The sequence below is a fragment of the Pseudomonas sp. G3-19 genome (genome assembly GCF_054855875.1).
Genome location: NZ_JBMPIQ010000003.1, coordinates 1,129,334 through 1,152,898, shown reverse-complemented (window position 1 = coordinate 1,152,898; position 23,565 = coordinate 1,129,334). Strand labels below are relative to the sequence as shown.

The window sequence follows — 23,565 nt, the reverse complement described above, 5'->3', positions numbered from 1 at the left end:
CATTCAAGCCAGATCGACACTCGCCATCATCCGAACACTGGCAAACGTCGATTCGTTTCTCGCCTGATCGAGCGTTGTCAGTGTGTTGATCGATGACGGCGGCGTTGCCCGTTTACGACTCATTGCAGAACCTGAGCGCTCGTCGCTCGGCGGCACCCCAAAGTGCTCGCGATAGCATTTTGAGAAATGCGGTGTGGAGGCAAATCCGCAGACATACGCCAGTTCCACGATCGACAGGGAGGTTTGCTTGAGCAGTTGTCGCGCGCGAATCAGCCGCAACCTCAAGTAGTAGCGTGACGGCGTGCATTGCAGGTATTTCTGAAACAACCGCTCCAGCTGTCGGCGTGACAGATCGACGTATTCGGCAAGGTTGTCCAGCTCGATCGGTTCCTCAAGATTGGCCTCCATCAACGCAACGACTTCTTGCAGCTTGGGCTGATGCGTACCGACCACATGCTTGAGCGGTACGCGTTGATGGTCCTGCTCGTTGCGGATGCGCTCGTAAACAAACATCTCCGAGATGGCGGCGGACAATTCACGACCATGATCGCGGGCGATCAGGTGCAGCATCATGTCCAGCGGTGCTGTTCCTCCGGAACTGGTAAAGCGGTTGCGGTCGAGGGTGAAGAGGCTGGTGCTGACGTTGACGCGTGGGAAAGCTTCCTGCATGGCCGCCAGAAATTCCCAATGCACGCTGCACTCATAGCCATCGAGCAATCCGGCTTTGGCGAGTGCCCAGCTACCGGTGCACACACCGCCCAAACGTCTGGATTGCCGGGCCAGGGCTTGCAACCAGGATGTGTGCTCACGGGTGATCACGCTCTGGATGCCGACCCCGCCACAAACAATCACCGTGTCCGCCACGCTGGGGTTGCTCCACGAGGCATCCGGCGTGATCGGGACCCCGTCGCTGGCCCAAACAGCCGCACCATTGGCGCTGAAGGTATGCCAGCGATACAGCGTTCGCCCCGACAATTGATTGGCCATGCGCAGTGGTTCGACGGCGGATGCCAGCGACATGAGGGTGAATTTATCCAACAGCAGAAACTCGACGGATTGGGTCGTACCGTCGGCCACGGAGGGGGTCGATGACATCGTGTCCTCACAGGAATCGGTCTGAGATGCAGGCGTCGGTCATTCCCTTGGTCTTCGCCAAGGGAATATCGGCTTCGGCGTGAACGCCTAGCCCACCGAGGTTGCGCGTGCCGCCGGGGCAGGGTGACGCGAAGTCATCAGGCCGATAAAGGAGATTGCCAGCGCCAGGCCAATGGTGGTGGTGACTTCGGTGCGGTGCTGCGGGGTGATCATCATGACCGCCAGCGCCGCGCAGATGAAGCCGATCACCAGCCACGTCAGCCACGGGAACAGCCACATGCGGAAGGTCAGCTCGACCTTGCGCTGTTGCAATATCCGCCGCATGCGCAGCTGCGACACCGCAATCGCCAGGTACACCAGAAGGGCAATCGCCCCGGAACTGGCCAGCAGGAACTCGAACAGCCCGGCGGGCATGAAGTAGCTCCACACGGTGATCGACGCACCCAGCACGGTGCTGGCGATCACGGCGGCGCGTGGCACACCGGCCGCGGAAGTGGCCTTCAGCGCTTTCGGTGCATCGCCGCGACGGCCCAGCGAGTACAGCATGCGCGAGGCAATGTAGATCGAGGAGTTCATGCAACTGGCCACGGCGATCAGCACGACAACGTCGACCATGAACTTGGCGTTTGGAATGTTCATGATTTCCAGGGCGCGCTGATACGAGCCCACCGAGGCCAGCAACGGATCATTCCAGGGCACCACGGAGATGACCACGAAGATCGACAGCAGGTAGAACACGCCGATGCGCCAGATCACCGAGCGGGTGGCCTTGGCGATGTTCTGCGCCGGGTTATTCGATTCGGCGGCCGCGATGGTCACCGCTTCAGTGCCGATGAAGCTGAACATGATCGTGATGAAAGCGCCGACCACCGCCGACAAGCCGTTGGGCGCAAACCCGCCGTGCTCGGCCATCAGGCCGCTCAACCCGCTGACTTCGCGGTCGGGCACCCAGCCCATCAACACGGCAAAACCGACCCCGATGAAGCCGATGATCGCCACAACCTTGGCCATGGCGAACCAGAACTCGAATTCACCATACTTGGACACGCTGAACAGGTTGGTCACCACCAACGCAATGATCGATCCCAACGCGAACAGCCAGGCATCGACCTGCGGAAACCATTGGTGCAGCACATGCCCGGCCGCCAGTGCTTCGATGGGAATCACCAACACCCAGAACCACCAGTACAGCCAACCGATGGTAAAACCGGCCCAGCGGCCGATGGCCTGGTCGGCGTAGGTGGAGAACGAACCGGTGTCCGGATTGGCCACCGCCATCTCGCCGAGCATGCGCATGACCAGCACGACAAGCAGACCTGAAAACAGATAGGCGAGCAGCACCGCCGGCCCTGCTGCGGCAATCGCGTGTCCTGAACCGACGAACAAACCGGCGCCGATAATCCCGGCGATGGACAACATTGTGACGTGACGAGGCTTGAAGCCCTGCGCCAATTGGCTACTCGAATCCATGGAGTTCGGGCTGATCATCGGTATTTTTATTCTCTGCTGATCGACATTTAAGCAATTGACCGGGCACACGACCGAGCACCATCGTTGCCTGCTGAAACTCCCGAAAGAAGCCCGTCCAACCGCCGCAGTTCTTATCAACCCCATGATCTGACCGGGATTGTTTTGATAGGAAGACACGGCACCTTAGCCGGCCTTGCTGCCGATTCAATAGCCTGATTGCGCCATGATCGTGTCTGATATCGACATGTGAATACCATGAGGTCGTATTGGAGACCTGTCGGTCACGCAAGGCTCTGGCAATCAAAACCCAGATTGACCAAGTCATGTTCGTTTTTGAGAGGGGGGCCTGAATTCGACGGTGAAGCCAAACTGGGCCCCACAAGTCAGGCTCTCTATACTGGCCTTCCAGGATGGTAAATAGAGCACACCCTATGCCCGTCGCACCTAATCAAAATTTCCCAGTCATTTTGGTCCCGGCTCAACCAAGCGACGTGGAAAATCTTGTAGCCATTCGAATTGAGGCCATGCGCGAAAGTCTGGAGCGTGTCGGGCGATTTGATCCGGTGCGTGCGCGAGAGCGGTTTCTTGGCGGTTTTGACGCTCGCAACACACGCTATATCGAGGTATCTGGAGAGAGGGTTGGTTTTGTAGTGGTCAAGCATCACCACAATGAACTCTTGCTCGACCACTTGTATGTGAGACCGAGCGCGCAAGGATCAGGTGTAGGGGCTGCTGTTCTCACTCAGATTTTCAAAGAGGCGGATGCGGCTGCGCTCCCTGTTAAAGTTGGCGCTCTCAAAGAAAGTGCTTCGAATCGCTTTTATACCCGCCATGGCTTCCAATTCACCGAAAGCAGTGAAGTCGACAATTATTATGTGCGTCAGAGTGTTCCGGCGAAACAACGGTAGAAAGCGTTCTCAGGCTCGGTATATCCAGTAAACTTGGCGTCAATCTCGCGCCTTAGAGCGCCTGGGTATACAGAAGGAAACCGCCATGCTTGAACTCGAACCGCTGTGCTTCTCGTCCGACTGCCCTAGCCGAGCTTTATTCGAGCAGATCGCTGATAAATGGTCGATGATGGTATTAGCCGTGCTTGATGACGGTCCGCAACGCTTCAACGCGATCCGTCGTCGCCTGCAAGGCGTTACCCAAAAAGCGCTCACGCAATGTCTGCGCCGGCTGGAGCGCAACGGCCTGGTATCGCGCGAGGTGATTTCGCTTTCGCCAGTCGCGGTGCAGTACCAAATCACGCCGCTGGGCCGCACGCTGCAACAACCTTTTCGAGCACTGCATGAATGGACGCTCGCCAAGTTGCCGGAGGTTGATGCTGCCCGGCAGAAGTTCGACGCCGCTGCAATCGGACCGACAAGTACGTAGGGAAGGTTGCTTCACTGGATTACTTGAACGCGTTGTCGGCCGCCCATGCTGCGCTTCGGGACTTGTCATCCGATGGCTTGAAAAACACCGAAGATCTCAATCGAACCAGTGCGATCTGGTAAGCATGAAACTCTGCTAACACTTTTTGTTGTTGGCAGTGCGCTGGTTTTTGCCTTTCATGCGCGGGCAATCAATCTCGATACCTGCTTCAACCGAACCTTCACATCGATTGCTCAGGCCGTTCGATCATGAACGCGGAGCGTCCTGCTCTTGCGCGCGAGGCCACTGTATACGGCTCGCCAGCCCATACGCCGCCGACCATTTCCTGACGGTAGGTATCCTCAGACCTACCAGGTGTACGAACGGTGCCTAATTGACGCCAGGTTTATTATTGATACCTTTTCGACTGTCCTCATTTGAGGGAAGCGGTCCGAACCGGACCCTTCGTTCGCCACTCTTGCCGGCGGCTTGCAGCCAGCCAATCGAGCATCCGACAGAAGCATTTCTTTGGTCGAGCCGCACTTGAGAAATCGTTAGGCACGGGCGGACATTCAATAAAATTTATTCTGAGGAAAGTATGGGAAATTTTAAGCTTCTAACCCCCTTGAACAACGAAGAACTCACTTTCAGAAATCGGGTGTTCATGGCGCCGATGACAAGAGGTCGATCCAAGGATCAGGTGGCCAACGAATTGACTGCGACCTATTACGCACAGCGTGCCTCGGCGGGCCTTATTTTTACCGAAGGCACCCAGATCAGCGCCCAGGCCGTCGGCTGGACGAATACCCCAGGGATCTATACGCCTGAACAGATTGCGGGCTGGAAGAAGGTAACTCAGGCAGTTCATGAAGCCGGCGGCCTCATTTTCGCCCAGCTTTGGCACACCGGTAGAGCATCTCATCCTGATTTTCATGGTGGAGAACTCCCGGTCGCGCCATCGTCAGTCCCCTTCAATAGCCAAGCGTTCACGCCCGAAGGCATCAAACCCTCGGTGACCCCACGCGAACTGACCATTGATGAAATCAAGTCCACCATTGCGGACTACGAAAAAGCTGCACAGGCCGCGAAAGATGCGGGCTTTGATGGTGTAGAGATACACGGTGCCAATGGTTATCTGCCCGCGCAGTTTCTGGAAGACGGCTCAAACAAACGCACCGACGAGTACGGCGGTACCATTGAGAAGCGGGCGAGGTTCTTGCTTGAAGCCACGGACGCCGCGATCAGAGTCTTCGGACCGGCCCGTATCTCGGTCAGGCTGTCGCCGCGCATTCCGTACAATGACATGGGCGACTCCAATCTCGAGCAGACCTACATGTACGCGGTAGAAGCGCTGGAAAAGAGAAACGTTGGAATTCTGCATTTCATGGAACCCGGGACTCTGCCGGAAGGCGCGAAACCCTTGGCGCCCGGGGCTCGCCAGCGGTTCTCAGGAATTTTCGTGTTAAATGTTGGTTATGATCGGAAGTCTGCGGAACAGGCCCTGCAAACCGGCCTGGCCGATGCCGTCACATTTGGCACACTGTTCATCAGCAACCCTGATCTGCCGGAACGCTTCTTCCTTGATGCGCCGCTGGCTACTGCGGATGCCTCTACTTTTTACAGTGGTTCGCAAGAGGGCTATACCGACTACCCGCCGCTGGCCTAGAGATCGAAGCGCGATTTTCGTTTGGTACCGACCAACAGTTTGATCATGGACGAGCAACTTGCCGCCTCACGACGGCAAGTTGCTTCGGCCTTACAGAGTAAATGACAACGCAGAGAAGACCATCCCGCCACTGCCTGCCCAACCCATGCAAAACTGGTCTTTCTCGGCTTCGCCCCGACTCATCGCATCGAAGATGCCGTAGGGGATGGACGCGGTAATGATGTTGCCGGTTTTATGCCCGACATGGTGCAGCTTGTGATCAATACCGATCAGTTGCCCAATGTGCTCCCACATCTTTGGCGAACCGGTATGAATAAACACTTTATGAACATCTGCTGCAGAGATGTTTTGCAGATTGAAGACTTTGATCGCTTCATTACGACCATCTTCATGCAAGGCTGCCGCGTAGGAGTTGAATTGATATTGCCCGCCGGTCGGTGCAATACGGGGAATATCCTCCTCATTGCAGAACAGTTTCCAGTCCGGCAGGGAAATGGTCGACAAGTCGCTCAAGTCCGGCCGGTTGATGTACGAGAACTTGAAGTTGCCGGGGGCCTCATGACTGAGGATGGTGACCGTGACGGCTTCGCCAATGGTAAAACTCGGAAACTTGTAAGCCAGTTCCGCCGACGACTGCAAAGAGAAGTTCTTGGGCATGACCGGCCCGCCAGCAGACATGCCAAATTCCATATTGACGATCGCCGCGTAGCGAATCTCGCCGGCCTGCATTTTGCTGTTGATGACATCCATGGCGGTCACCCAGCCGTTGCAGGCGTCCACCACATCAAAGTTTCTGCAGCTCAGGCCCAGCGCCTTGGCAATGAACGTACTGTTGGCCGGCTCGATGAAGCCTCGCGTGACGTTCGGATAGATCAACAGATCCAGGTCGGCCTTGTCGATGTTGGCCTGAGCGAGCGCCGAGTTGAATGCAGTCTCCATCAGTTGCATCGGCGTTTCATCGGCGCCCAGCCAGTGGCGCGTGCCGCTGCCGCTTTTTTCAAGCAACTTGCTGATGGTCTTCAAGGTTTTTGGCAAGTCTTCCTGGAACGTATCTTTAGAGTGTTCCTCGACCAGGTTTATAACGTCTTGATTGCTGATAATGCGTGACGGGAGAATCCCGGACAGACCAACTATTTTCATATGACTTCCTTGTTGAAAGTATGCATCCGTGGGCAATGGCTGCGGATGAGCAAACCCTTACTCATCCCTGTAAGGAGCCACTGGCGGCAATACTTTTAGCACAAAGAAAACGCGGATCAAGGACGTTGCTCGTTATTTGCCTCAATCGAATTGAATCATGACCTGGGTCAATTTAACGGCTTTCAAGTTAATCGAAAAAACAGTCGGGCGGACCCTCGCGACGCGGTTGGCATCTGTGTTTGATGTCGTCGGCTATCGGCGAAAAGGACACACCTGAAGGGATAAACACCCCTCAATAGCCAATTTTCGTCACGTGGTTGCGTAAAAGCCCCAAGCTGGCCCTAAAATCCTCGAAAACCGAGGGAACTATTAACGTCCACCAACAGACTGAGCTGCTGTTGCGACCTTCATGCAAACGTCGCACGAAACGATTTCTACAATAAATGGAGCACACAATGGGCAGGGCACGCGATGAGTTTGATTTCTGGTGGGGTACTTCCGGGTCGTGGGTGGAACCGCCGAATGTGCGCCGCAGCGGCACCAGCGGTGTCCAGCTGATTGTTCAAGGTGACAAGACGTTTTTTGTAAAGCGCCAGACCGGCCATTTGTTCCGCAGTCTCCGTTACCCCACTGGCCGACCGACCGCATTGCGTGAAGGCGTTGCCCTTTCAAGACTCGAAGAGCTGGGCGTGAATGCGCCAAGACCGGTATTTTATGGCGCGAGAAAAGTCGACGGCGTATGGCAGGGTGTCTTGGTTACCAAAGACCTGGGCGGCTTCATCGATCTGGATACCTGGTATAGCCAGGGCGCTGCAAGCCTGTTGACCACAGAGCAACATCTGCGACTTCTTGAACGTTTGGCGCAAATGCTGGCGCGGATGCACTCGGGCAAATGGCAGCACGGTTGCATGCGCTCCAAACACATCTTTATCAAGGCGTCGATTACTGACGCAGACTTCGATTTCGAACTGGCGCTGCTTGATCTGGAGAAATCTCGTGGTCGCGCTACGGCAATGGGTGCGGCGCGTCACGACATTCCTCAACTCAGACGGCATTCTTTCTGGGATGAGTCGCAGTGGCGGCATTTCCTTTCGAGCTATGAGCAAGCCAGTGGTAGAACCCTGTAAGCAGGTGTGCAAAGCCATTGGTTAGAACAGGCTGTGGTGCGTGCTCAGCACATAAGTCACGCACCAGCCTCCTCTGAAAAATTACCACTGACCGCTTCCGAGGCAGGCGATTATTTCCCAGCCACTGAATTCCCACCAGGAATAGCGCTCATCAGAGCAGCTTCTGGCCAGGCTGGCCGTCTGGATTTCTCCAGCCTTTCGCTGGGTTGCGAAAGGCGTGTCAATTGAGGCGGTCACCTGCTTGACCGTCTGTGGAGCACTGATGATAGTTGGATGCACGGAAGCGTTTGTGACCGTTGCGGCGAGAGCGAGCGTCGCCGCGATGGCCAGAGTAGTCATGGACTTTTTCATGTTCGAATCCTTTCAGTTAGCTGACAGCGGGCTTATACATAGGCCCCGACCTGCCTTCTGAACAGATCGGGCATTCGCGTAATGTCACGCCAGAAAAGCCTATCACTGCGCTATCTCCAGAAAAGTCGCACAACTGTGCTATTGACAACTTGTTGAACGGCCGGTCTTCGCCATGGGCGCTGGATCAGAGTCAAATAATCTGAACCCCGCCCGAACGCTCACGCCTAACGATCAGCTTGTGTTCATTCGCACAGGCCCGGTGCCAATACCGGCACATTCCGAGAGGTGGTCAACGTGGCTAAAGACGAGAAGAAAAGCAAAAAAGACGACGCTTCGAAAGCCAGCAAGGACTTGAAAGACAAAAAGTCCTCGCCGGAAAAGAAATCAGCGGCAGCTTCGGCGCTTTCCAAATCCTCCGACAAGAAAGACAAGAAGAAAGACGCCGAACCGAAAAAGTCTGCGAAAAAAGCCGATAGCAAGCCGGAAAAGGCCAAGGATGCTAAGAAGGCTGACAAGCCGGCGAAAAAGAAGAAGTAATACCTGCGACTCGCCAGGGCTTTACGCCCTGGCGTCCCTCAGATCGTTGTTCAAGCCGTTTCTTCAACCCTGTGCACATCCCCCAACGAATCACGCTGCATCGACTGCAGGTTTTTCTCGATGGTTTCGCACAGGGCTTCCATCTGGATCTGGTGCTCGCTGTGGCGAAACGGGCTTTGCAGGTCAGTACCGATGCGTTCAATGGCCAGCAGCATGAAGCCCACCACCGTCGAGGCCAGCGGGGTGAACCAACCCAGCGACTCCACCAGGCCCACCGGCACAATCAGGCAGAACAGCGAGATAAACAGGCGCGGGAAATACACGTAGGGGTAGGGCAGCGGAGTATTGGCAATGCGTTCCATCCCGCCCTGGCTGTTGGACAGATCGACCATCGTCGATTCCAGCCGTGCCAGCCGAATGCTGTCCAGGCGCCCGGCCTTGTATTCCCGAGCCAGCAACGCCGCGGAACCGGTGAGGATGTCGTTGGCAAAGTTGTTGGTGGTGCCGCTGCGGGCGAATTCATCCGCCGGGATGAACGCGCGGACTTCCTCCGGGCAAGGCTGACCCTGCAGATGCGCCGCGAGGCAATTGACGTACGCCACATGGCGGCGCAACAGCGTCGCCTTCACCGGGTTCACTTCGTTGTCGGGATCATCCAGCAGCGTCAGCACCTGCCGGGCGAAGCTGCGCGAGCTGTTGATCATCATGCCCCACAGCGTGCGCGCTTCCCACCAACGGTTGTAGGCGCTGCTGTTGCGGAAACTGATCAGCACCACCAGCGCTGAACCGAGCAAAGTCAGAGGCATCAGCGGCAGGTTGATCTTGGCGTTGAGGAACAACATGAAGTCGACGGTGACGGCGATGTCCCAGAGCAACAACCAGAACAGCGACCAGCCCACGTAGCCCATGGTCTTGATGATCAAACGGTATTTTTTGACGATGGCTGCTTTCAAACGGAAACCTCGTGGCGAGCGGTAAGCGTTAACGCCCTAGCTCCGACGCTGGTTCGGGGGTAAAGGTTCGGTGTCGAGTGAGCTTCTTGGTTACGACAATTTTCAGGCAATAAAAAACCCGGTCATTACGCCGGGTTTTTTATTGCCTGCAGTTCTGCCAGAAGTCAGAGCGAAGCTTTCACCTGCAAGCCAAACACCAACGCATTGTCGATGTCCTGACCGGAAAACGCGCCCGGTTCGATGATGTATTGCATGTTCGGGCGCAGCGTCAGCCACGGCGTGGCCTGATAGCCGTAGCCGAGTTCGATCAACTGCTCGCCACTGTCCAGGTTCGGGAACTGCGTGCCATTGGCCATGGCAGCGTCCTGTTGCACGTCGCGGCTGCGCGAGTTAGGCACGGCGCGGCCGTAGCCCAGAGCGACGGTGTCACGCGGGCGACCTTCGAACGGTTTGTACAGCACCAGACCGGTGCCGTACCACTTGCTGAATGGCGAAGCCGCTTCGCTGGCCGCCGAGTATTGGCCGAACGCATGCAGGCTGCGGCCCTCGGACGTTGGCGAACTCCATACGGCCTGATCGATCAGCAGGTAGTGACCGCCACGGCCGGAGACTTCCTTGTCGCTGCCGACGCGTTTCACGTCGGAGCTGTCGTAGTAGTAACCGAGCTTGTATTCGCCAGGCAATTGGCCCGCGTGCTTGTACACCAGCTCGATCGGCACCACGGTGCCGGTGGTGTGTTTCGGGCCCAGATGCCAGGCACGGCTGGAGTTGCCGTTGCTTTCCGGATCGACGTTGAACGCGGCCACGCGCAGTTGCCAGGACGGCGACAAGTCGTATTTCACCCGCACGCCCAGGTGTGCGTTCGGGTAATTGGTCCAGCCGCTGCCGCCGGACATGTTCAGCGGATGGCCGCAGAAACCGGCGTTCATGAAGTTGCACAGAATGCCGCTGTCGAGGCCGCCGAGGTCGTTGCCCATTGCCATGTAACCCAGCTTCACGTTGAGCGCCGGGGTGAACAGACTGCGCTCATAGCTCAGTTCGGTCAGGCGGGTGTAGAGGCCGCCGTAGTTTTCCTGGATCGGCAGACGGTTGCCAACCAGATCTTCGGAGGCGCTGTTGCCGCGGCGGTCGTTGATGGTCAGCTGAACCTTGCCGGCGTTCTCTACGCCATACAACTTGCTCAGGTCGAACTGCGCGCCGAGCTTGATGTTCTGCGAGTAACGGCCGGAGCGATGCAGGCCGCCATCGGCGTTGTAAGCCATTTCGCCGGTGTAATCGCCGGTGAACTTGATGCCGTCTTCGTCCATCTGGTGGCGCAGGCCACCCCAGTCACCGGTCAGGGTGTTGCGGGTCAACAGGTTCGAATCGGTATCGGCGAAGGCGGGCAGGGTGGTGCAGGTCAGGCCCAACAGCACGCCGTTGACCCAGCCGTTACGAGTAAAACCAAACATGGAGATCTTCCTGCTCAAAGCTGTAGCGATATCGGAAAGCGGCGCGGCACCCTCAGGTGCCGCGCGCAAAAAGAAAGCGCCCGTGGTCAGCACGGGCGCTGCGGCTTACGGCAAGGCGTAAGCCATCACGTAGTCGCCGCGATCGGTCGACTGACGCGCACCACCGGCGGTGATGACGATGTACTGCTTGCCGGTCTTCGGCGAAACGAAGGTCATCGGGCCGCCCTGACTGCCGACCGGCAGACGCGCTTTCCACACTTCTTCGCCATTGGCGCTGTTGAAGGCGCGCAGGTAGAAGTCCTGGGTGCCGGCGATAAAAATCAGGCCACCTTGGGTCGACAGGGTGCCGCCGAGGGTCGGCAGACCGATCTTGATCGGCAGGTGCATGCGGATGCCCAAGGGACCTGTGTCTTCAACGGTACCGACCGGAACCTGCCACGCGACTTTCTGGGTCTTCATATCAATGGCGGTCAGAGTGCCGAACGGCGGAGCCTGGCACGGAATGCCGGCCACCGACAGGAAGCGGTTTTTGTTGACCGCGTAAGGCGTGCCTTTGAGCGGTACCGCGCCCATACCGGTGTTCAACGCTTCGCCACCGGAGGAAGCTTGAGCCTTGTTCTGCGACGGGATCATCTGAATCCACAGACCCAGGCGCATGTCGTTGACGAAGATGAAACCGTGCACCGGGTCAGTGGAGATGCTGCCCCAGTTCATGCCGCCCAGGGAACCCGGGAAGCTCAGGGATTTATCGGTACCGGGCGCGGTGTACAGGCCGTCGTAACGCATCGATTTGAAATCAATCCGGCACAGCAACTGGTCGTACGGGGTGGCGCCCCACATGTCCGATTCAGTCAGGTGCTGGGCACCGATCTGTGGCATGCCCACCGATTTCGGCTGGGTTGGCGAGTACGGTTCGTTCGGGATGTTCGCGGCTTTGACCGGGACTTCTTTAACCTCGGTCAACGGTTTACCGGTGGCACGATCGAGCACGTAGATCTGCCCGGCCTTGGTGCCGATGACCAGCGCCGGAACGGTTTTGCCGTCCTTGGTGAAGTCGATCAGGCTCGGCTGCATCGGCAGGTCGAAGTCCCAGAGATCGTTGTGCACGGTCTGGAATACCCAGCGTTCATCACCGGTGGTGGCGTCCAGCGCGAGGATCGAGGCGCCGTAGGTGTGATCGAGTTTGCTGCGCTCGACACCATAGATGTCGGTGGACGAGCTGCCCATTGGCAGGAACACGGTGTTGGTTGCCGGATCGTAGGACATCGGCGCCCAGCTGTTCGGCGTGCTGCGCACATACGTGCTGCCGTCGGCCGGGGCCTTTTTGGCCTGCGGGTTGCCCGGGTCGAAGGCCCAGCGCATGGCGCCGGTGATTACGTCGAAACCACGGATCACGCCGCCCGGCATGTCGGTTTGCACGTTATCGGCTACGCGACCGCCGACCACCACAGTGGTGCCGGCCATCAGCGGAGCGGAGGAGAGCTGGTAGTAGCTGTCCGGTACGTCACCGAGACCGGCCTTCAGATCAACCTGGCCATTGTTGCCGAAGCCCTGGCAGAACTCGCCGGTGTCGGCATCGACCGCGATCAGGCGGGCGTCGATGGTGTTGGTCAGCAGACGGCGCTGGCAATTGGCGGCCGGCGCCGGTTTGGCTTCGATGATGCTCGAATTGCTTGGTTGAGCGATGCTTTTGGTCGCATCGAAATAGGCCATGCCACGGCAACGCTGCCAGACTTTCGACTTAGCGTTGATCGCGTTCTTCCACAGCTCTTTGCCGGTGTCGGCATCCAGCGCGATCAGGTTGTTGTGCGGGGTGCAGATGAACACTTTGTTGCCGATCTGCAGCGGAGTGAGCTGGTCTTCGGCACCGTTGCCATCGCTCTCGGCGACGTCACCGGTGTGGTAGGTCCAGGCTACTTTCAGCTTGTCGACGTTGTTGCGGTTGATCTGGTCCAGCGCAGCAAAGCGGCTGCCGCCCTCGGTATTACCGTAGTGCGCCCAGTCTTTTTGCGCCTTGTCTGGCTCAACCGGGGTCAGGCCCGGACCAGTGCCGGTCGCGGCGACAGTCGGGTGCGCAACGAACATATTGCCGGCAGCCACCGCCAGTCCCACGGCCAGGACAGCGGCAACGCCGTAAGCGCCACGACCCGGAACACCACCGTTGGCACGCTTGAGCAGCGGGTAGACCAGCGTCACCGCAAGACCCACGGCGCTGAACATGAACAGACGCGAGAACACCGGCCAGAACACCAGCCCGGCATCGCTCACTGCCCAGATCGCTGTGCCCACCAGAAACGCTGCAAACAGCCAGGCGCCGGCCGTCTTGAAGCGAGCGATCAGCAGACCGGAAACGGCCATCACCAGACCGCCCACGAGGAAGTACCACGACCCTCCCAGGCTGACCAGCTTCACTCCGCCAGCCGCAAGTGCCAGGCCGAGCAGGGCGATGATCACCCCCAGCCCGACCAGAATGAATTTTGATATGCCCGAGAGGCGTTGACTCTGCTTCACGTTGAATGTCCCGTTGAAATGAGGCGTGCATTATATAGATAGGTAACTACCTAGTTAAATCACTAATTCAGTAATGAACTGTTGTTCATTGCGAAATCCCCGTCCTGAGCGGGGACCTGCGCTTTCAAGGGCCTGGAAAGATATTTTGAATGCCTGAAAAACCGCCTTTTTGTCAGAAAAAATGGGAGTTATGACAGCTGCCGTCATCAACCACGGTTATTGCGCAGAATCGAGAAATTCAACGCCGCCGCTACACACAGCCAGGCCAGATACGGAAACAGGATCAACCCGGTGATCAAATCCAGGCGCAACGCCATAAACACCATCACCGCGACCACCAGCCACAACAGCAGCAGAATCACCATGGCGGCGGCCACCTGATGCGCGCCGAAGAACACCGGCGTCCACAACGTGTTCAGGGCAATTTGCGCGGCCCACAGCGCCAGTACCGTCTGACTGCCAGGAATCAGACTCAAGCGATAACCGGCCCAGGCCAGCAATAGATAGATTATTGTCCAGGCCACCGGAAACGCCCAATTCGGTGGAGTAAATCCGGGTTTATTGAGCCCTTCGTACCATGGCCCGGGTTTGAAAATCACCCCGGTAGTCGCCGCAGCGCCGCACGCGATCAGAAAAATCAGAAACGTCACCATTTTTCACTCCTTGGCCGCAGCCACTCTCTCTGGGATTACAGCGCCGCAACGGTCGCTCATTCGGATTTCATCGCCATCAGGTCGCTGACCCGCGCCACCAGCGTGTCGACGGCAAACGGCTTGGTCAGCACCTGCATGTCCGGGCCCAATTGACCGGCACCAATCACCGCGTTTTCTGCGTACCCGGTAATGAACAGGGTCTTCAGATTCTGGCGGATTTCCCGGCCGGCATCGGCCAGTTGCCGACCATTCATGCCACCCGGCAAGCCGACGTCGGTGATCAGCAAGTCGATGTGTATGTCCGAGCGCAACATCTTCAACCCAACCACACTGTCAGCGGCCTCTATCAAGGTGTAGCCGAGATCGCCGAGCACGTCTGTTAGCAGCGCGCGCACCGTAGGCTCGTCGTCCACCACCAGAATCGTCTCGCCAGACTTGGGCAAGGCTGCCGGCGTGTTGTCCTTGTGATCCTGATTCGGCACGGGCTCGCCATGGTAGCGCGGCAGATAAATGCACATCTCAGTGCCCTGGCCAACCTGCGAATGCACGCGCACCTGGCCGCCGGACTGCTTGGCGAAACCGTAGATCATCGACAACCCCAACCCCGTGCCCTGGCCCAGCGGTTTGGTGGTGAAGAACGGGTCGAAGGCTTTGGCGATGACATCGGCGGTCATGCCGGTGCCGGTATCGGTCACGCACAGGCACAGGTATTCGCCCTCGGGCATGTCCAGGGTGCGCGCCGTCTCGCAGTCCAGCGCACGGTTAGCCGTCTCGATGGTGATGCGCCCGCCATCGGGCATCGCATCGCGCGCGTTGATGCACAGGTTGAGCAGGGCGTTCTCCAACTGGCTGGCATCCACCAGCGTTGGCCAGAGCCCCGGCGCGGCGCGGGTTTCCAGAACGATGCTGGGGCCGACCGTACGCTGGATCAGCTCGGTCATGCCGGTCATCAGCGTGTTGACATCGGTCGGCCGCGGATCGAGGGTCTGGCGTCTGGAAAACGCCAGCAGACGGTGGGTCAGGGCGGCGGCGCGCTTGACCGCGCCCTGGGCGGTCACCATGTATTTGTCGACCTCATTCAGCCGGCCCTGGCTGATGCGCGCGCCCATCAACTCCAGCGCGCCGGAAATGCCGGCCAGCAAATTGTTGAAGTCATGCGCCAGGCCCCCGGTCAGTTGGCCGACGGCTTCCATTTTCTGCGACTGACGCAGTTTCTCTTCGGCTTGCATCAGCTCTGAAGTGCGCGATGACACGCGCTGCTCCAGCGTATCGTTGAGCGCGCGCAACGCGGCGATGGCGCGGTCGCGCTCCGCTTCGACATTGCGCCGTTCCTCGACATCGATCAGCACGCCGGGAAAGCGCAGCGGCGTTCCATCATCGGCACACTCAACACGGCCGTTGGCCTCGATCCACTGATATTTGCCGTCTGTGCGGCGCACACGGTACTGGTGGGAGTAGGCGCCACCACGGCCTATGGCTTCGTTGATCGCGGTGGTCAGGCCATCCTGGTCTTCGGGATGCACGGTCACCATGACTTGTTCGAGGCTGAGCCCTTCGCGGCCCAGCGCCGGGTCGAGGTCAAACACCCGGGCGAATGCTTCGTCCACGGCAAAGCGGTCGGTGAGCAGGTCCCAGTGCCAGGTGCCGATGATCGCACCGGCGGCAAGCGCCAGTTGCACACGCTCGACGTTCTCCCGCGCCAGCGCTTCACTGGCTCGCAAGCGCTCTTCGGCGTCGCGCCGCTGGGTGACGTCGTTGAACAGGATCGCGATCTGCCGGTCGGCAGGATCGCCGACCCGTACCGCGCGCACGTCGAACCAGCGTTCGAAGGTGTTGGCGTAATTTTCGAAGTTCGCCGGCTCTCCGGTCTTGGCCACGTGGCCATAGGTTTCGAACCAGAAGCTTTCCAGATTGGGCGCGAACTCGGTCACCCATTTGCCGCGCAGGTTGACCCCGCACTGGTGTTCGAACGCCGGGTTGGCTTCGACGAAGTAGTAATCGACGGGTTTATCGTCAGCGTCGAATTTGACCTTGACGATGGCGAACGCCGATTCGATGGTTTCCAGAATGGTGATGAAGCGTGCCTCGCTACGTGCGAGCGCATCCCGACTGGCTTGCAGTTGCGCCGCCATGTCGCGATCGAGGTCAACGTCCTGCGTGTCGACCAGGGTGCTCTGAAGCGCCGCGCGCAATCGCCTTACCTCTGACTCAAGCGCTTCGCGACTAAGGTGTTCAAGGGTATCCATGTGACCTGCTTTATTGAATGTTCAGGGGCTGGCTTCATAGAGCGCGTAGGCACAACGCGAGCAGTGAACGTCGCGCTCGCAGTGGACTCGAGCGCCAATCATCCGTTGACCGGGCGCGCTGTGCTTAAGTTTCACCACCCGCGCAAGCGAGCGCTCATTTCAGATCGATTCGCCGTTATCCAGGCGCGCCAACAGGTTCTGCCCGCGTTGCCACAGCGCCTCCTGCTTGGCTGGCGGCATGCGGTCGAGGTTCTTGTACATCATCGCCATGCGCTGATTGCCGCGCAGTTGTTCACCGTGGCGCATCAGAAAATGCCAATACAACGCATTAAACGGGCAGGCATTGTCCGCGGTACTTTCGCTGACCTTGTAGGCGCAGCTTCGGCAGTAGTCGGACATGCGATTGATGTATTGGCCACTGGCGCAATAGGGTTTGGAACCGAGGTAACCGCCATCGGCATGCATGACCATGCCCAAGGTGTTGGGCAGCTCGACCCAGTCAAAGGCGTCCATATAGATCGCCAGATACCACTCACAGATCTGGCTCGGCGCGATGCCGGCGAGCAGGGCAAAATTACCGGTGACCATCAGCCGCTGGATGTGATGCGCGTAGGCGTGCTGCAGACTCTGGCCGATGGCCTGGCGCATGCAGTTCATCTGCGTCGCACCGGTCCAGTAGAACTCGGGCAGTGGCCGGTCGTTGCCGAATACATTGCCCAGTGCGTAGTCCGGCATTTTCAGCCAGTACACGCCGCGCACATATTCCCGCCAGCCGATCAGTTGCCGAATGAAGCCTTCGGCGGCATTCAGGGCAATCCTGCCGGCCCAATAGGCCGACTCGACGTCGCTGCACAACTGCCGCAAATCCAGCAGGCCAATATTGAGCGCAGCGCTGATGCGCGCGTGAAACAGAAACGGTTCGTCACTGGCCATGGCGTCCTGATAGTCGCCGAAACCTGCCAGGCCATAGTCCAGAAAATACTCCCAGAGCGCCTGCGCGTCGGCATGGGTGACCGGGTAGTTGAAGTCGTCGAGTGCGCCGTAATGCTGACTGAAACGGGCCTTCACCAGGTCCAGCACTTCGCGGGTGATCGCGTCATTACCGAAACGGATCGGGTAGGGGGCTTTCACGCCTTTGGGCAGGGCCTTGCGATTCTCCGCATCGAAATTCCACGCACCACCCACCGGCGTGCCGTCGCCATTGAGCAGCAAGCGACTCTTGCGGCGCATCTCGCGATAGAAGAACTCCATTCGCAACTGCTTTTTGCCGGCGGCCCAGGCGGCGAACTCGGCGCGACTGCACAGAAAACGCGTATCGGCGTGCCAATGGATGGGCAAGCCACAGTCCCTGATCGATTGCTCCAGGCGCCAGTCCCCGCACTCGGTGACGTGCACTTCCTCGACCTGCAACCGCTGTTGCCAGCGGCGTAATTCCCCCGGTACAGAGCCGCTATTGTGCGGATCATCCAGGGTCACGTATTCGACACGAACGCCCTGGTCTCGCAGGGCCTGGGCGAAATGGCGCATGGCACTGAAGATCAGGGCAATCTTTTGCGGATGGTGCGGCACATGGCTGGCTTCTTCCATGACCTCGACCAGCAGCACGCTGTCGCGCTCGCTATCGAGCGTCTGCAATGAAGCCAGATCGAAGGACAACTGATCGCCCAGCACCAGGCACAACCGACGGTTCTGGTTCATTCACAGTATCCGTTTCATAACGGTGTGGTCAGCGAAAACGGAATCCGCAGCTCTTCGACGGGCCCGCTATCACGCCCGCACATTTCGTCGTGCACGCATTGCTGCACCAGCACGCAGGGGAATGCCGGCACAGTCTGCAGCAGGTCACGCAGATGGGTGATCGAGCGCAGATGCATCGGTTTGGCTGCATCGTCGAGCAAGGTGAACTGGCCGTGATCCAGACGGATGCGGGCCAGATAAAAACCACCTTCAAGCGACAGCAGCTCCAGCTCACGTATTTCGCTGTTGGCCGCACGTTCGGTCAGGGTTTGCAGATTCATGCTTCACTCCTTGCCTATAAATTCAGCACTGTTCATTGGTTTTCTCCCGCGCTCTGGCGACGGAAGAACAAGGTCACCTGACCGACTTCAACACCGAGTTTGGACATGCTGGTGCGGTTGATCAGCGTGTCCTCGTCCATCTGGTACATCCAGTCGTCCATGCTCATTTCATAGGTTGAGCCGTCGACCGGCAGATTCAGGCGATAACGCCAGTGCAGCGCATTGCCAGCGACCTGACCTGTAGCGACACCCACCACATCACCCGCACGCCCACTCCAGCGTCCCTGGCCCTCGGGCGTCAGGGTCCAGACGCGGCGTTGGCGCGTGCCGTCGCTGTACAGGAAGCGCTCATCGAGAATCAGGTTGTCGCCTTCACGATGGCTGACGATGTTGACCTCAAAGCGCTTGACCACTTCCCCGGAGCGCTTCTGAAACATCCCCCAGGCTTTCACGGGTTTGCTGAAAAAGCGTTGCAGATCCAGCGCCGGTTGCTGATCGGCATAGTGGCTGACATCCACGCTGCCGCAGCTTGCAACGCCGAGTGCCAGAGCCAGTAAGAGCACAAGTCGGGCCATTGCCGTTCTCCCTGAGTGCACAGGTATGGGGGTGAAGTTGGGAATATCGTGCTTGTACAGTGGGTTTATCGTGTACAGGTTTATCGCGCCTGTCGAAGGTCGGAAATCAACTTCGCCGCCCGATCAATTGCAGGAACTCCTGACGCGTCGTGGAGCTGTCGCGAAAAGCACCGAGCATCACCGAAGAGGTCATGATCGAATTCTGCTTTTCGACGCCGCGCATCATCATGCACATGTGCCTGGCTTCAATGACCACGGCCACGCCGGCGGCATCGGTGATCTGCTGGATCGCCTCGGCGATTTGCCGGGTGAGGTTTTCCTGGATCTGCAGACGGCGGGCGAACATGTCCACCACGCGCGCTACTTTCGACAGTCCCAGCACCCTGCCGGTGGGGATGTACGCCACGTGTGCCTTGCCGATGAAAGGCAGCATATGGTGCTCGCACAAGGAATAGAGCTCGATGTCACTGACGATGACCATCTCATCGCTTTGCGATTCGAACAGGGCACCGTTGGTGACGTCTTCCAGGCTCATCGAGTAGCCGTTGCACAGATACTGCATTGCTTTGGCCGCACGTTGGGGCGTGTCGAGCAGACCTTCGCGTTCGGGATTTTCACCGACACCGACGAGGATTTCGCGGTAATGGCTGGCTAGATGGCTGGCTAGTAGTGGGTTCATTCAGGGTGCTCGCGGCAGTGCTGTGCGTGGGGGCCAATCCGTAGCGCAAGAGTTGTACGTAAAGAAGTGTCTTGTATAGGTTTTATTCAAGATAGGCTGAAAAAATAAACCTGACAATCAATCGGCAATCTTTTTTGTGCAGATGCGAAAACCTCGCAGCGCAGCGCGCGAGGTTGCGGGTGTAGCGGGGGAGAGAGGAAGCGCTCCCGGTGAGTGGGAGCGCTGTGCGAATTCGCGGAATTATTCGCTGTAGGTCGGGTAATCCACATAGCCTTCGGCATTGCCGCCGTAGACCGTCGCGGGATTCAGTGGATTGAGCGGCCAGTCATTGGCGATGCGCGCCGGCAGGTCCGGGTTAGCCATGAACGGACGGCCGAAAGCCACCAGATCAGCCAGTCCCGATTCAAGCAACTGCGCACCGGAGTCAGCGTTGTAACGCCCGGCGTAGATGATCGCGCCACTGAAGGTATCGCGCACTGCACGGCGGAAGGTTTGCGGCATCGCGGGGGCGTCGTCCCAGTCCGCTTCGGCGATGGACAGGTAGGCGATGCCCACATCCTCAAGCACTTTGATCGCTTCGATGTAAGTGGTGTGCGGGTCCTCTTCGACCATGCCCAGATAGGTGCGCGCTTCATCGGTGGTGGTGAACAGCGGCGCGAAACGCACGCCGACTTTATCTTTACCGATGCACTCGGCGACACCCGACACCACTTCGCGCAGAAAGCGCAGGCGATTGTGCAGCGAGCCACCGTATTGATCGGTGCGCACATTGCTGTGGGCAGAAATGAACTGGTTCACCAGATAGCCATTGGCGCAGTGCAGTTCGATCCCGTCGAAGCCGGCGTCCATCGCATTGCGCGCCGCCTGTATATAGAGCTGAACCAGTTCCTGGACTTCATCGGTGCTCAGTGCTCGCGGCGCGGATGGCGTAACCAGTTCGCCGGCGCCCGGCGCAGTTTCGATGAACACGCTGACTCGCTCGGTGGCGATGGCGGACGCTGAAACCGGTGCCGCCCCATCAGGCTGCAGCGCGGTGTGGGACACACGGCCGACGTGCCAAAGCTGGGCGAAAATCACGCCGCCCTGTGCATGAACCGCTTCGGTGACTGTGCGCCATCCGGCAATTTGCTCAGGGGTGTGAATGCCGGGAGTCCAGGCGTAGCCCTGACCGCGAGGCTCGATCTGCGTGCCTTCGGTGACCAGCAGACCGGCGCCGGCGCGTTGCTGGTAATACTCGGCCATCAATGCGTTGGCGACATTGCCCGGTTGTGTGCTGCGCTGGCGGGTGAGGGGCGGCAGGACGATGCGGTTCTTCAGGGTGTGCAGGCCCAGTTTGACGGGGGTGAAGTAAGGGCTGTTGTTCATGTGATTCCTGTTTTGGCCTTATTAGACCAGTCGACTAGTAATGCGGTAAAAAAAACACCGTGCGGGATGCGCACGGTGTCTGGACGCTGGAGGGTTCAGGCCAACAGCTTCAGCAGTTTTTCGGCGACGGCTGCCGAGCTGGCAGGGTTTTGACCCGTCACCAGTTGGCCATCGGTCACCACGTGAACCTGCCAGTCAGCGACTTTGGAGTAGCGGCCGCCGAGACGCTGGAATTCGTCTTCGATCAGGAACGGCACGACATCGGTCAGGCCTACAGCGGCTTCTTCAGCGTTGGTGAAACCGGTGACGTCCCGGCCTTGAATCAACGGCTTGCCATCGGCAGCCACCACGTGACGCAGAACGCCCGGCGCATGGCAGACGAAACCGTGAGGTTTGTTGCTGCGGTCGAACGCTTCGATCAGCGCAATCGAGTGTTTGTCATCGGCCAGATCCCACAGCGGGCCATGGCCACCGGGATAAAACACGGCATCGAAATCCTCAGCGCGGACATCCGCCAGGCGCCCGGTATTAGCCAGCGCCTGCTGAGCAGCAGGGTCCTTGCGGAAGCGGTCGGTTTCAGCGGTTTGCGCATCGGGCTCATCGCTTTTCGGATCGAGCGGTGGCTGGCCGCCGGCCGGCGATACCAGAGTGATCTGCGCGCCGGCATCCTTGAAGGCGTAGTAGGGGGCCGCGAACTCTTCGAGCCAGAAGCCGGTTTTCTTGCCGGTGTTGCCAAGCTGATCGTGGGAAGTCAGAACCATCAAGATTTTCATAGAGCGCCCTGTATTGGTCTGGTGTCCTCGACGGGTTCGTCTGCGACACCTCGGAAGGAGTGACAGGCACAGAATAGATTCATATTAGACCGGTCGTCTAGTAAATTTTTACGCCCGTGTTTCCGCGCCATCACTGTGGCAAACTCCTGCTCATCAGAAATATACGACTGGTCTAATGTTTGGTATTTTGCGCCCCATGAAACCGACCTACGACGATACCCGCCAACACCTGCTCGACACCGGCCACCGCATGATGGCCGAAAAGGGCTTCACCAGCGTTGGCCTGAGCGAGATCCTGCAGACCGCCGGTGTGCCCAAGGGCTCGTTCTATCACTACTTCAAATCCAAGGAACTCTACGGCCAGGCGCTGCTGGAGGACTACTTTGTCGGCTACCTCGCGGACATGGAGCGACGCCTGACCCTGCCTGGGCTCAGTGCCTATGAGCGGCTGATGGATTACTGGCAGGGCTGGCAGAACCGCTGCACCCTGGAAGGCCATGGTGATGAATGCCTGGTGGTGAAGTTGAGCGCGGAAGTCGCCGACCTGTCCGAGTCGATGCGCCTGACCTTGCGCGACGGCGCCGAGCGCATCGTTGCACGAATTACGACGTGCCTGGAAGAAGGGCAGCTGGATAAAAGTTTGCCGCAGACTGACGCTCGGCAACTGGCAGAAACCCTGTATCAACTCTGGTTGGGGGCGAGTCTGTTGAACAAACTGCAGCGCACGGGGCAGTCGCTGCAGACGTCGATGGTGATGACCAAACAGCTTTTGCAAAGCTGAGGACCCCCACAACCCTTTCTCCCGACCCGCCAAGGAAGCGTAAATGGGCCTGCGACATACTCCTTTTTTTCACATGCCAACAGGTTGCATCTTGGCATTGGCCGGCGTGCTTCTCAGCGGCTGCTCCAGCCACACGGTGCCCCGACCTGTCGAGCGCGACCCTTGCCTCGACGCAGGCCCGGTAAACAGTCTCGGGTACGATCACTGTGTGGCTGAGCGGGATCGCCAAAGGAAGGAAGCACTTGAAGCGCTGCTTGACGATGACCCGGCTCATCTGCAGCACTTGCAAATCATCGAAATGCCCGAGAGCAAGTACCAATCTTCTGATTTCCCGGATACGCCCATCCCCATGTCCTACAGGGGAGTGGATTCGATTTCGCTGGCTGAAAAGCAAGCGCTGCCGTTCAAAGCCCGGATAGTCTGGAAATATTCTTCACCGAGCCTCCAGCCAGAGCGCCGGGACGCCCTGCAGATGGAGAAAATGCAGGTGCTGATCATGGCGGCGGTGCAGGAAAACGGGCTGGCGAAGTGGGTATGCACAGCCACCGGTGGGCAACAGCGGGAGTGGATCTTCTATACGCAAAGCGATGAGGCCTTCATCACCAAGGTACGAGCCGCTCTGGCGCAGACCGGTCCATACCCCGTCGAGTTAAAGGCACAGAGGGACGCGGCGCCCAGCGTCGGGAGGCAACCAGCACAAGACATCCGTGTCACCCCCAAATTGTGTATGGAATGAAACGCGTGCCGCGGGCGCGGCGATTACCTTTTTGAGCACCACTGACGGGCGGCAGCCATAAAAAGTGGAACTACAACTCACA

22 protein-coding genes are annotated in these 23,565 nt (G+C 58.6%); 7 read left to right on the top strand and 15 right to left on the bottom strand.

All coding sequences use genetic code 11. The features are described from left to right. Positions 1-3: 3 nt before the first annotated feature. Entirely contained in the window at positions 4-1,095 is a 1,092-nt protein-coding gene (gene gbdR, locus ACOYXI_RS05300) for a choline metabolism transcriptional regulator GbdR (RefSeq protein ID WP_461674477.1), read from the bottom strand. A gap of 87 nt (positions 1,096-1,182) precedes the next feature. Further along, complete coding sequence (gabP, locus tag ACOYXI_RS05295; protein ID WP_047597273.1) at positions 1,183-2,583, bottom strand: GABA permease; 1,401 nt, start codon at positions 2,581-2,583, stop codon at positions 1,183-1,185. Positions 2,584-2,996: 413 nt separating this feature from the next. Here gabP and ACOYXI_RS05290 point away from each other — a divergent pair, with 413 nt between their 5' ends. From ACOYXI_RS05290 to ACOYXI_RS05280, 3 genes are all read left to right on the top strand, one after another. Next, positions 2,997-3,473, top strand: a complete 477-nt coding sequence (locus ACOYXI_RS05290; RefSeq protein WP_461674476.1) for a GNAT family N-acetyltransferase — start codon at positions 2,997-2,999, stop codon at positions 3,471-3,473. 85 nt (positions 3,474-3,558) lie between these two features. Continuing rightward, complete coding sequence (locus ACOYXI_RS05285) at positions 3,559-3,942, top strand: winged helix-turn-helix transcriptional regulator (protein ID WP_027611764.1); 384 nt, start codon at positions 3,559-3,561, stop codon at positions 3,940-3,942. 577 nt (positions 3,943-4,519) lie between these two features. After that, positions 4,520-5,587, top strand: coding sequence for an alkene reductase (locus ACOYXI_RS05280; protein ID WP_461674475.1), 1,068 nt, complete (start codon positions 4,520-4,522; stop codon positions 5,585-5,587). Positions 5,588-5,677: 90 nt separating this feature from the next. On the opposite strand, the gene ACOYXI_RS05275 is transcribed toward ACOYXI_RS05280, so the two are convergent. Then, positions 5,678-6,727, bottom strand: a complete 1,050-nt coding sequence (locus ACOYXI_RS05275; RefSeq protein WP_210557141.1) for a 3-oxoacyl-[acyl-carrier-protein] synthase III C-terminal domain-containing protein — start codon at positions 6,725-6,727, stop codon at positions 5,678-5,680. 455 nt (positions 6,728-7,182) lie between these two features. On the opposite strand from ACOYXI_RS05275, the gene ACOYXI_RS05270 reads away from it, so the two are divergent. After that, positions 7,183-7,854: a lipopolysaccharide kinase InaA family protein gene (locus ACOYXI_RS05270; RefSeq protein ID WP_135295813.1), complete on the top strand. Its 672-nt coding sequence runs from the start codon at positions 7,183-7,185 to the stop codon at positions 7,852-7,854. An 81-nt stretch (positions 7,855-7,935) separates the two neighbouring features. On the opposite strand, the gene ACOYXI_RS05265 is transcribed toward ACOYXI_RS05270, so the two are convergent. Continuing rightward, entirely contained in the window at positions 7,936-8,205 is a 270-nt protein-coding gene (locus tag ACOYXI_RS05265) for a hypothetical protein (RefSeq protein WP_461674474.1), read from the bottom strand. A 294-nt stretch (positions 8,206-8,499) separates the two neighbouring features. On the opposite strand from ACOYXI_RS05265, the gene ACOYXI_RS05260 reads away from it, so the two are divergent. Then, complete coding sequence (locus ACOYXI_RS05260; RefSeq protein WP_103367089.1) at positions 8,500-8,742, top strand: hypothetical protein; 243 nt, start codon at positions 8,500-8,502, stop codon at positions 8,740-8,742. Between the two features lie 50 nt (positions 8,743-8,792). Here ACOYXI_RS05260 and ACOYXI_RS05255 read toward each other — a convergent pair whose 3' ends face one another. The 11 genes from ACOYXI_RS05255 to ACOYXI_RS05205 all read right to left on the bottom strand — a co-directional run bounded on the left by ACOYXI_RS05255 (position 8,793) and on the right by ACOYXI_RS05205 (position 21,966). Continuing rightward, a complete protein-coding gene (locus ACOYXI_RS05255) occupies positions 8,793-9,695 on the bottom strand; it encodes a bestrophin family protein (RefSeq protein ID WP_135295812.1) in 903 nt (300 codons plus the stop codon). Positions 9,696-9,859: 164 nt separating this feature from the next. Continuing rightward, positions 9,860-11,146: a carbohydrate porin gene (locus ACOYXI_RS05250; protein WP_210557137.1), complete on the bottom strand. Its 1,287-nt coding sequence runs from the start codon at positions 11,144-11,146 to the stop codon at positions 9,860-9,862. A 105-nt stretch (positions 11,147-11,251) separates the two neighbouring features. Next, on the bottom strand, positions 11,252-13,657 hold the full coding sequence (locus ACOYXI_RS05245; protein ID WP_461674473.1) for a glucose/quinate/shikimate family membrane-bound PQQ-dependent dehydrogenase: 2,406 nt from the start codon (positions 13,655-13,657) through the stop codon (positions 11,252-11,254). Between the two features lie 206 nt (positions 13,658-13,863). After that, positions 13,864-14,307 (bottom strand): tryptophan-rich sensory protein TspO, encoded by a 444-nt coding sequence (gene tspO / locus ACOYXI_RS05240; protein WP_027611782.1) that lies wholly within the window; start codon positions 14,305-14,307, stop codon positions 13,864-13,866. A gap of 59 nt (positions 14,308-14,366) precedes the next feature. Continuing rightward, positions 14,367-16,556: an ATP-binding protein gene (locus tag ACOYXI_RS05235; RefSeq protein ID WP_139053980.1), complete on the bottom strand. Its 2,190-nt coding sequence runs from the start codon at positions 16,554-16,556 to the stop codon at positions 14,367-14,369. Positions 16,557-16,715: 159 nt separating this feature from the next. After that, a complete protein-coding gene (locus ACOYXI_RS05230; RefSeq protein WP_461674472.1) occupies positions 16,716-18,254 on the bottom strand; it encodes a cryptochrome/photolyase family protein in 1,539 nt (512 codons plus the stop codon). Between the two features lie 14 nt (positions 18,255-18,268). Next, the gene (locus tag ACOYXI_RS05225; protein WP_047597295.1) at positions 18,269-18,574 is read right to left on the bottom strand and encodes a DUF6482 family protein; all 306 of its coding nucleotides are present in this window, start codon (positions 18,572-18,574) and stop codon (positions 18,269-18,271) included. Positions 18,575-18,606: 32 nt separating this feature from the next. Continuing rightward, positions 18,607-19,149 (bottom strand): DUF3833 domain-containing protein, encoded by a 543-nt coding sequence (locus ACOYXI_RS05220; RefSeq protein WP_461674471.1) that lies wholly within the window; start codon positions 19,147-19,149, stop codon positions 18,607-18,609. A 106-nt stretch (positions 19,150-19,255) separates the two neighbouring features. Continuing rightward, positions 19,256-19,828 (bottom strand): GTP cyclohydrolase I FolE, encoded by a 573-nt coding sequence (gene folE, locus ACOYXI_RS05215; RefSeq protein ID WP_223007447.1) that lies wholly within the window; start codon positions 19,826-19,828, stop codon positions 19,256-19,258. A gap of 240 nt (positions 19,829-20,068) precedes the next feature. Next, a complete protein-coding gene (locus ACOYXI_RS05210; protein ID WP_461674470.1) occupies positions 20,069-21,193 on the bottom strand; it encodes an alkene reductase in 1,125 nt (374 codons plus the stop codon). Positions 21,194-21,288: 95 nt separating this feature from the next. Beyond that, entirely contained in the window at positions 21,289-21,966 is a 678-nt protein-coding gene (locus tag ACOYXI_RS05205) for a type 1 glutamine amidotransferase domain-containing protein (RefSeq protein WP_461674469.1), read from the bottom strand. A 196-nt stretch (positions 21,967-22,162) separates the two neighbouring features. Here ACOYXI_RS05205 and ACOYXI_RS05200 point away from each other — a divergent pair, with 196 nt between their 5' ends. Both ACOYXI_RS05200 and ACOYXI_RS05195 read left to right on the top strand, forming a co-directional pair. Beyond that, the gene (locus ACOYXI_RS05200; RefSeq protein ID WP_007967154.1) at positions 22,163-22,747 is read left to right on the top strand and encodes a TetR/AcrR family transcriptional regulator; all 585 of its coding nucleotides are present in this window, start codon (positions 22,163-22,165) and stop codon (positions 22,745-22,747) included. A gap of 43 nt (positions 22,748-22,790) precedes the next feature. Then, the gene (locus ACOYXI_RS05195) at positions 22,791-23,483 is read left to right on the top strand and encodes a DUF695 domain-containing protein (protein WP_227698825.1); all 693 of its coding nucleotides are present in this window, start codon (positions 22,791-22,793) and stop codon (positions 23,481-23,483) included. Positions 23,484-23,565: the final 82 nt, after the last annotated feature.

Excerpts from the sequence above, each read along its gene's own strand:
- gbdR (WP_461674477.1), bottom strand. The coding sequence starts at position 1,095 with ATGTCATCGACCCCCTCCGTGGCCGACGGTACGACCCAATCCGTCGAG.
- gabP (WP_047597273.1), bottom strand. The coding sequence starts at position 2,583 with ATGATCAGCCCGAACTCCATGGATTCGAGTAGCCAATTGGCGCAGGGC.
- ACOYXI_RS05290 (WP_461674476.1), top strand. The coding sequence starts at position 2,997 with ATGCCCGTCGCACCTAATCAAAATTTCCCAGTCATTTTGGTCCCGGCT.
- ACOYXI_RS05285 (WP_027611764.1), top strand. The coding sequence starts at position 3,559 with ATGCTTGAACTCGAACCGCTGTGCTTCTCGTCCGACTGCCCTAGCCGA.
- ACOYXI_RS05280 (WP_461674475.1), top strand. The coding sequence starts at position 4,520 with ATGGGAAATTTTAAGCTTCTAACCCCCTTGAACAACGAAGAACTCACT.
- ACOYXI_RS05275 (WP_210557141.1), bottom strand. The coding sequence starts at position 6,727 with ATGAAAATAGTTGGTCTGTCCGGGATTCTCCCGTCACGCATTATCAGC.
- ACOYXI_RS05270 (WP_135295813.1), top strand. The coding sequence starts at position 7,183 with ATGGGCAGGGCACGCGATGAGTTTGATTTCTGGTGGGGTACTTCCGGG.
- ACOYXI_RS05265 (WP_461674474.1), bottom strand. The coding sequence starts at position 8,205 with ATGAAAAAGTCCATGACTACTCTGGCCATCGCGGCGACGCTCGCTCTC.
- ACOYXI_RS05250 (WP_210557137.1), bottom strand. The coding sequence starts at position 11,146 with ATGTTTGGTTTTACTCGTAACGGCTGGGTCAACGGCGTGCTGTTGGGC.
- ACOYXI_RS05235 (WP_139053980.1), bottom strand. The coding sequence starts at position 16,556 with ATGGATACCCTTGAACACCTTAGTCGCGAAGCGCTTGAGTCAGAGGTA.
- ACOYXI_RS05230 (WP_461674472.1), bottom strand. The coding sequence starts at position 18,254 with ATGAACCAGAACCGTCGGTTGTGCCTGGTGCTGGGCGATCAGTTGTCC.
- ACOYXI_RS05225 (WP_047597295.1), bottom strand. The coding sequence starts at position 18,574 with ATGAATCTGCAAACCCTGACCGAACGTGCGGCCAACAGCGAAATACGT.
- ACOYXI_RS05220 (WP_461674471.1), bottom strand. The coding sequence starts at position 19,149 with ATGGCCCGACTTGTGCTCTTACTGGCTCTGGCACTCGGCGTTGCAAGC.
- folE (WP_223007447.1), bottom strand. The coding sequence starts at position 19,828 with ATGAACCCACTACTAGCCAGCCATCTAGCCAGCCATTACCGCGAAATC.
- ACOYXI_RS05210 (WP_461674470.1), bottom strand. The coding sequence starts at position 21,193 with ATGAACAACAGCCCTTACTTCACCCCCGTCAAACTGGGCCTGCACACC.
- ACOYXI_RS05205 (WP_461674469.1), bottom strand. The coding sequence starts at position 21,966 with ATGAAAATCTTGATGGTTCTGACTTCCCACGATCAGCTTGGCAACACC.
- ACOYXI_RS05200 (WP_007967154.1), top strand. The coding sequence starts at position 22,163 with ATGAAACCGACCTACGACGATACCCGCCAACACCTGCTCGACACCGGC.
- ACOYXI_RS05195 (WP_227698825.1), top strand. The coding sequence starts at position 22,791 with ATGGGCCTGCGACATACTCCTTTTTTTCACATGCCAACAGGTTGCATC.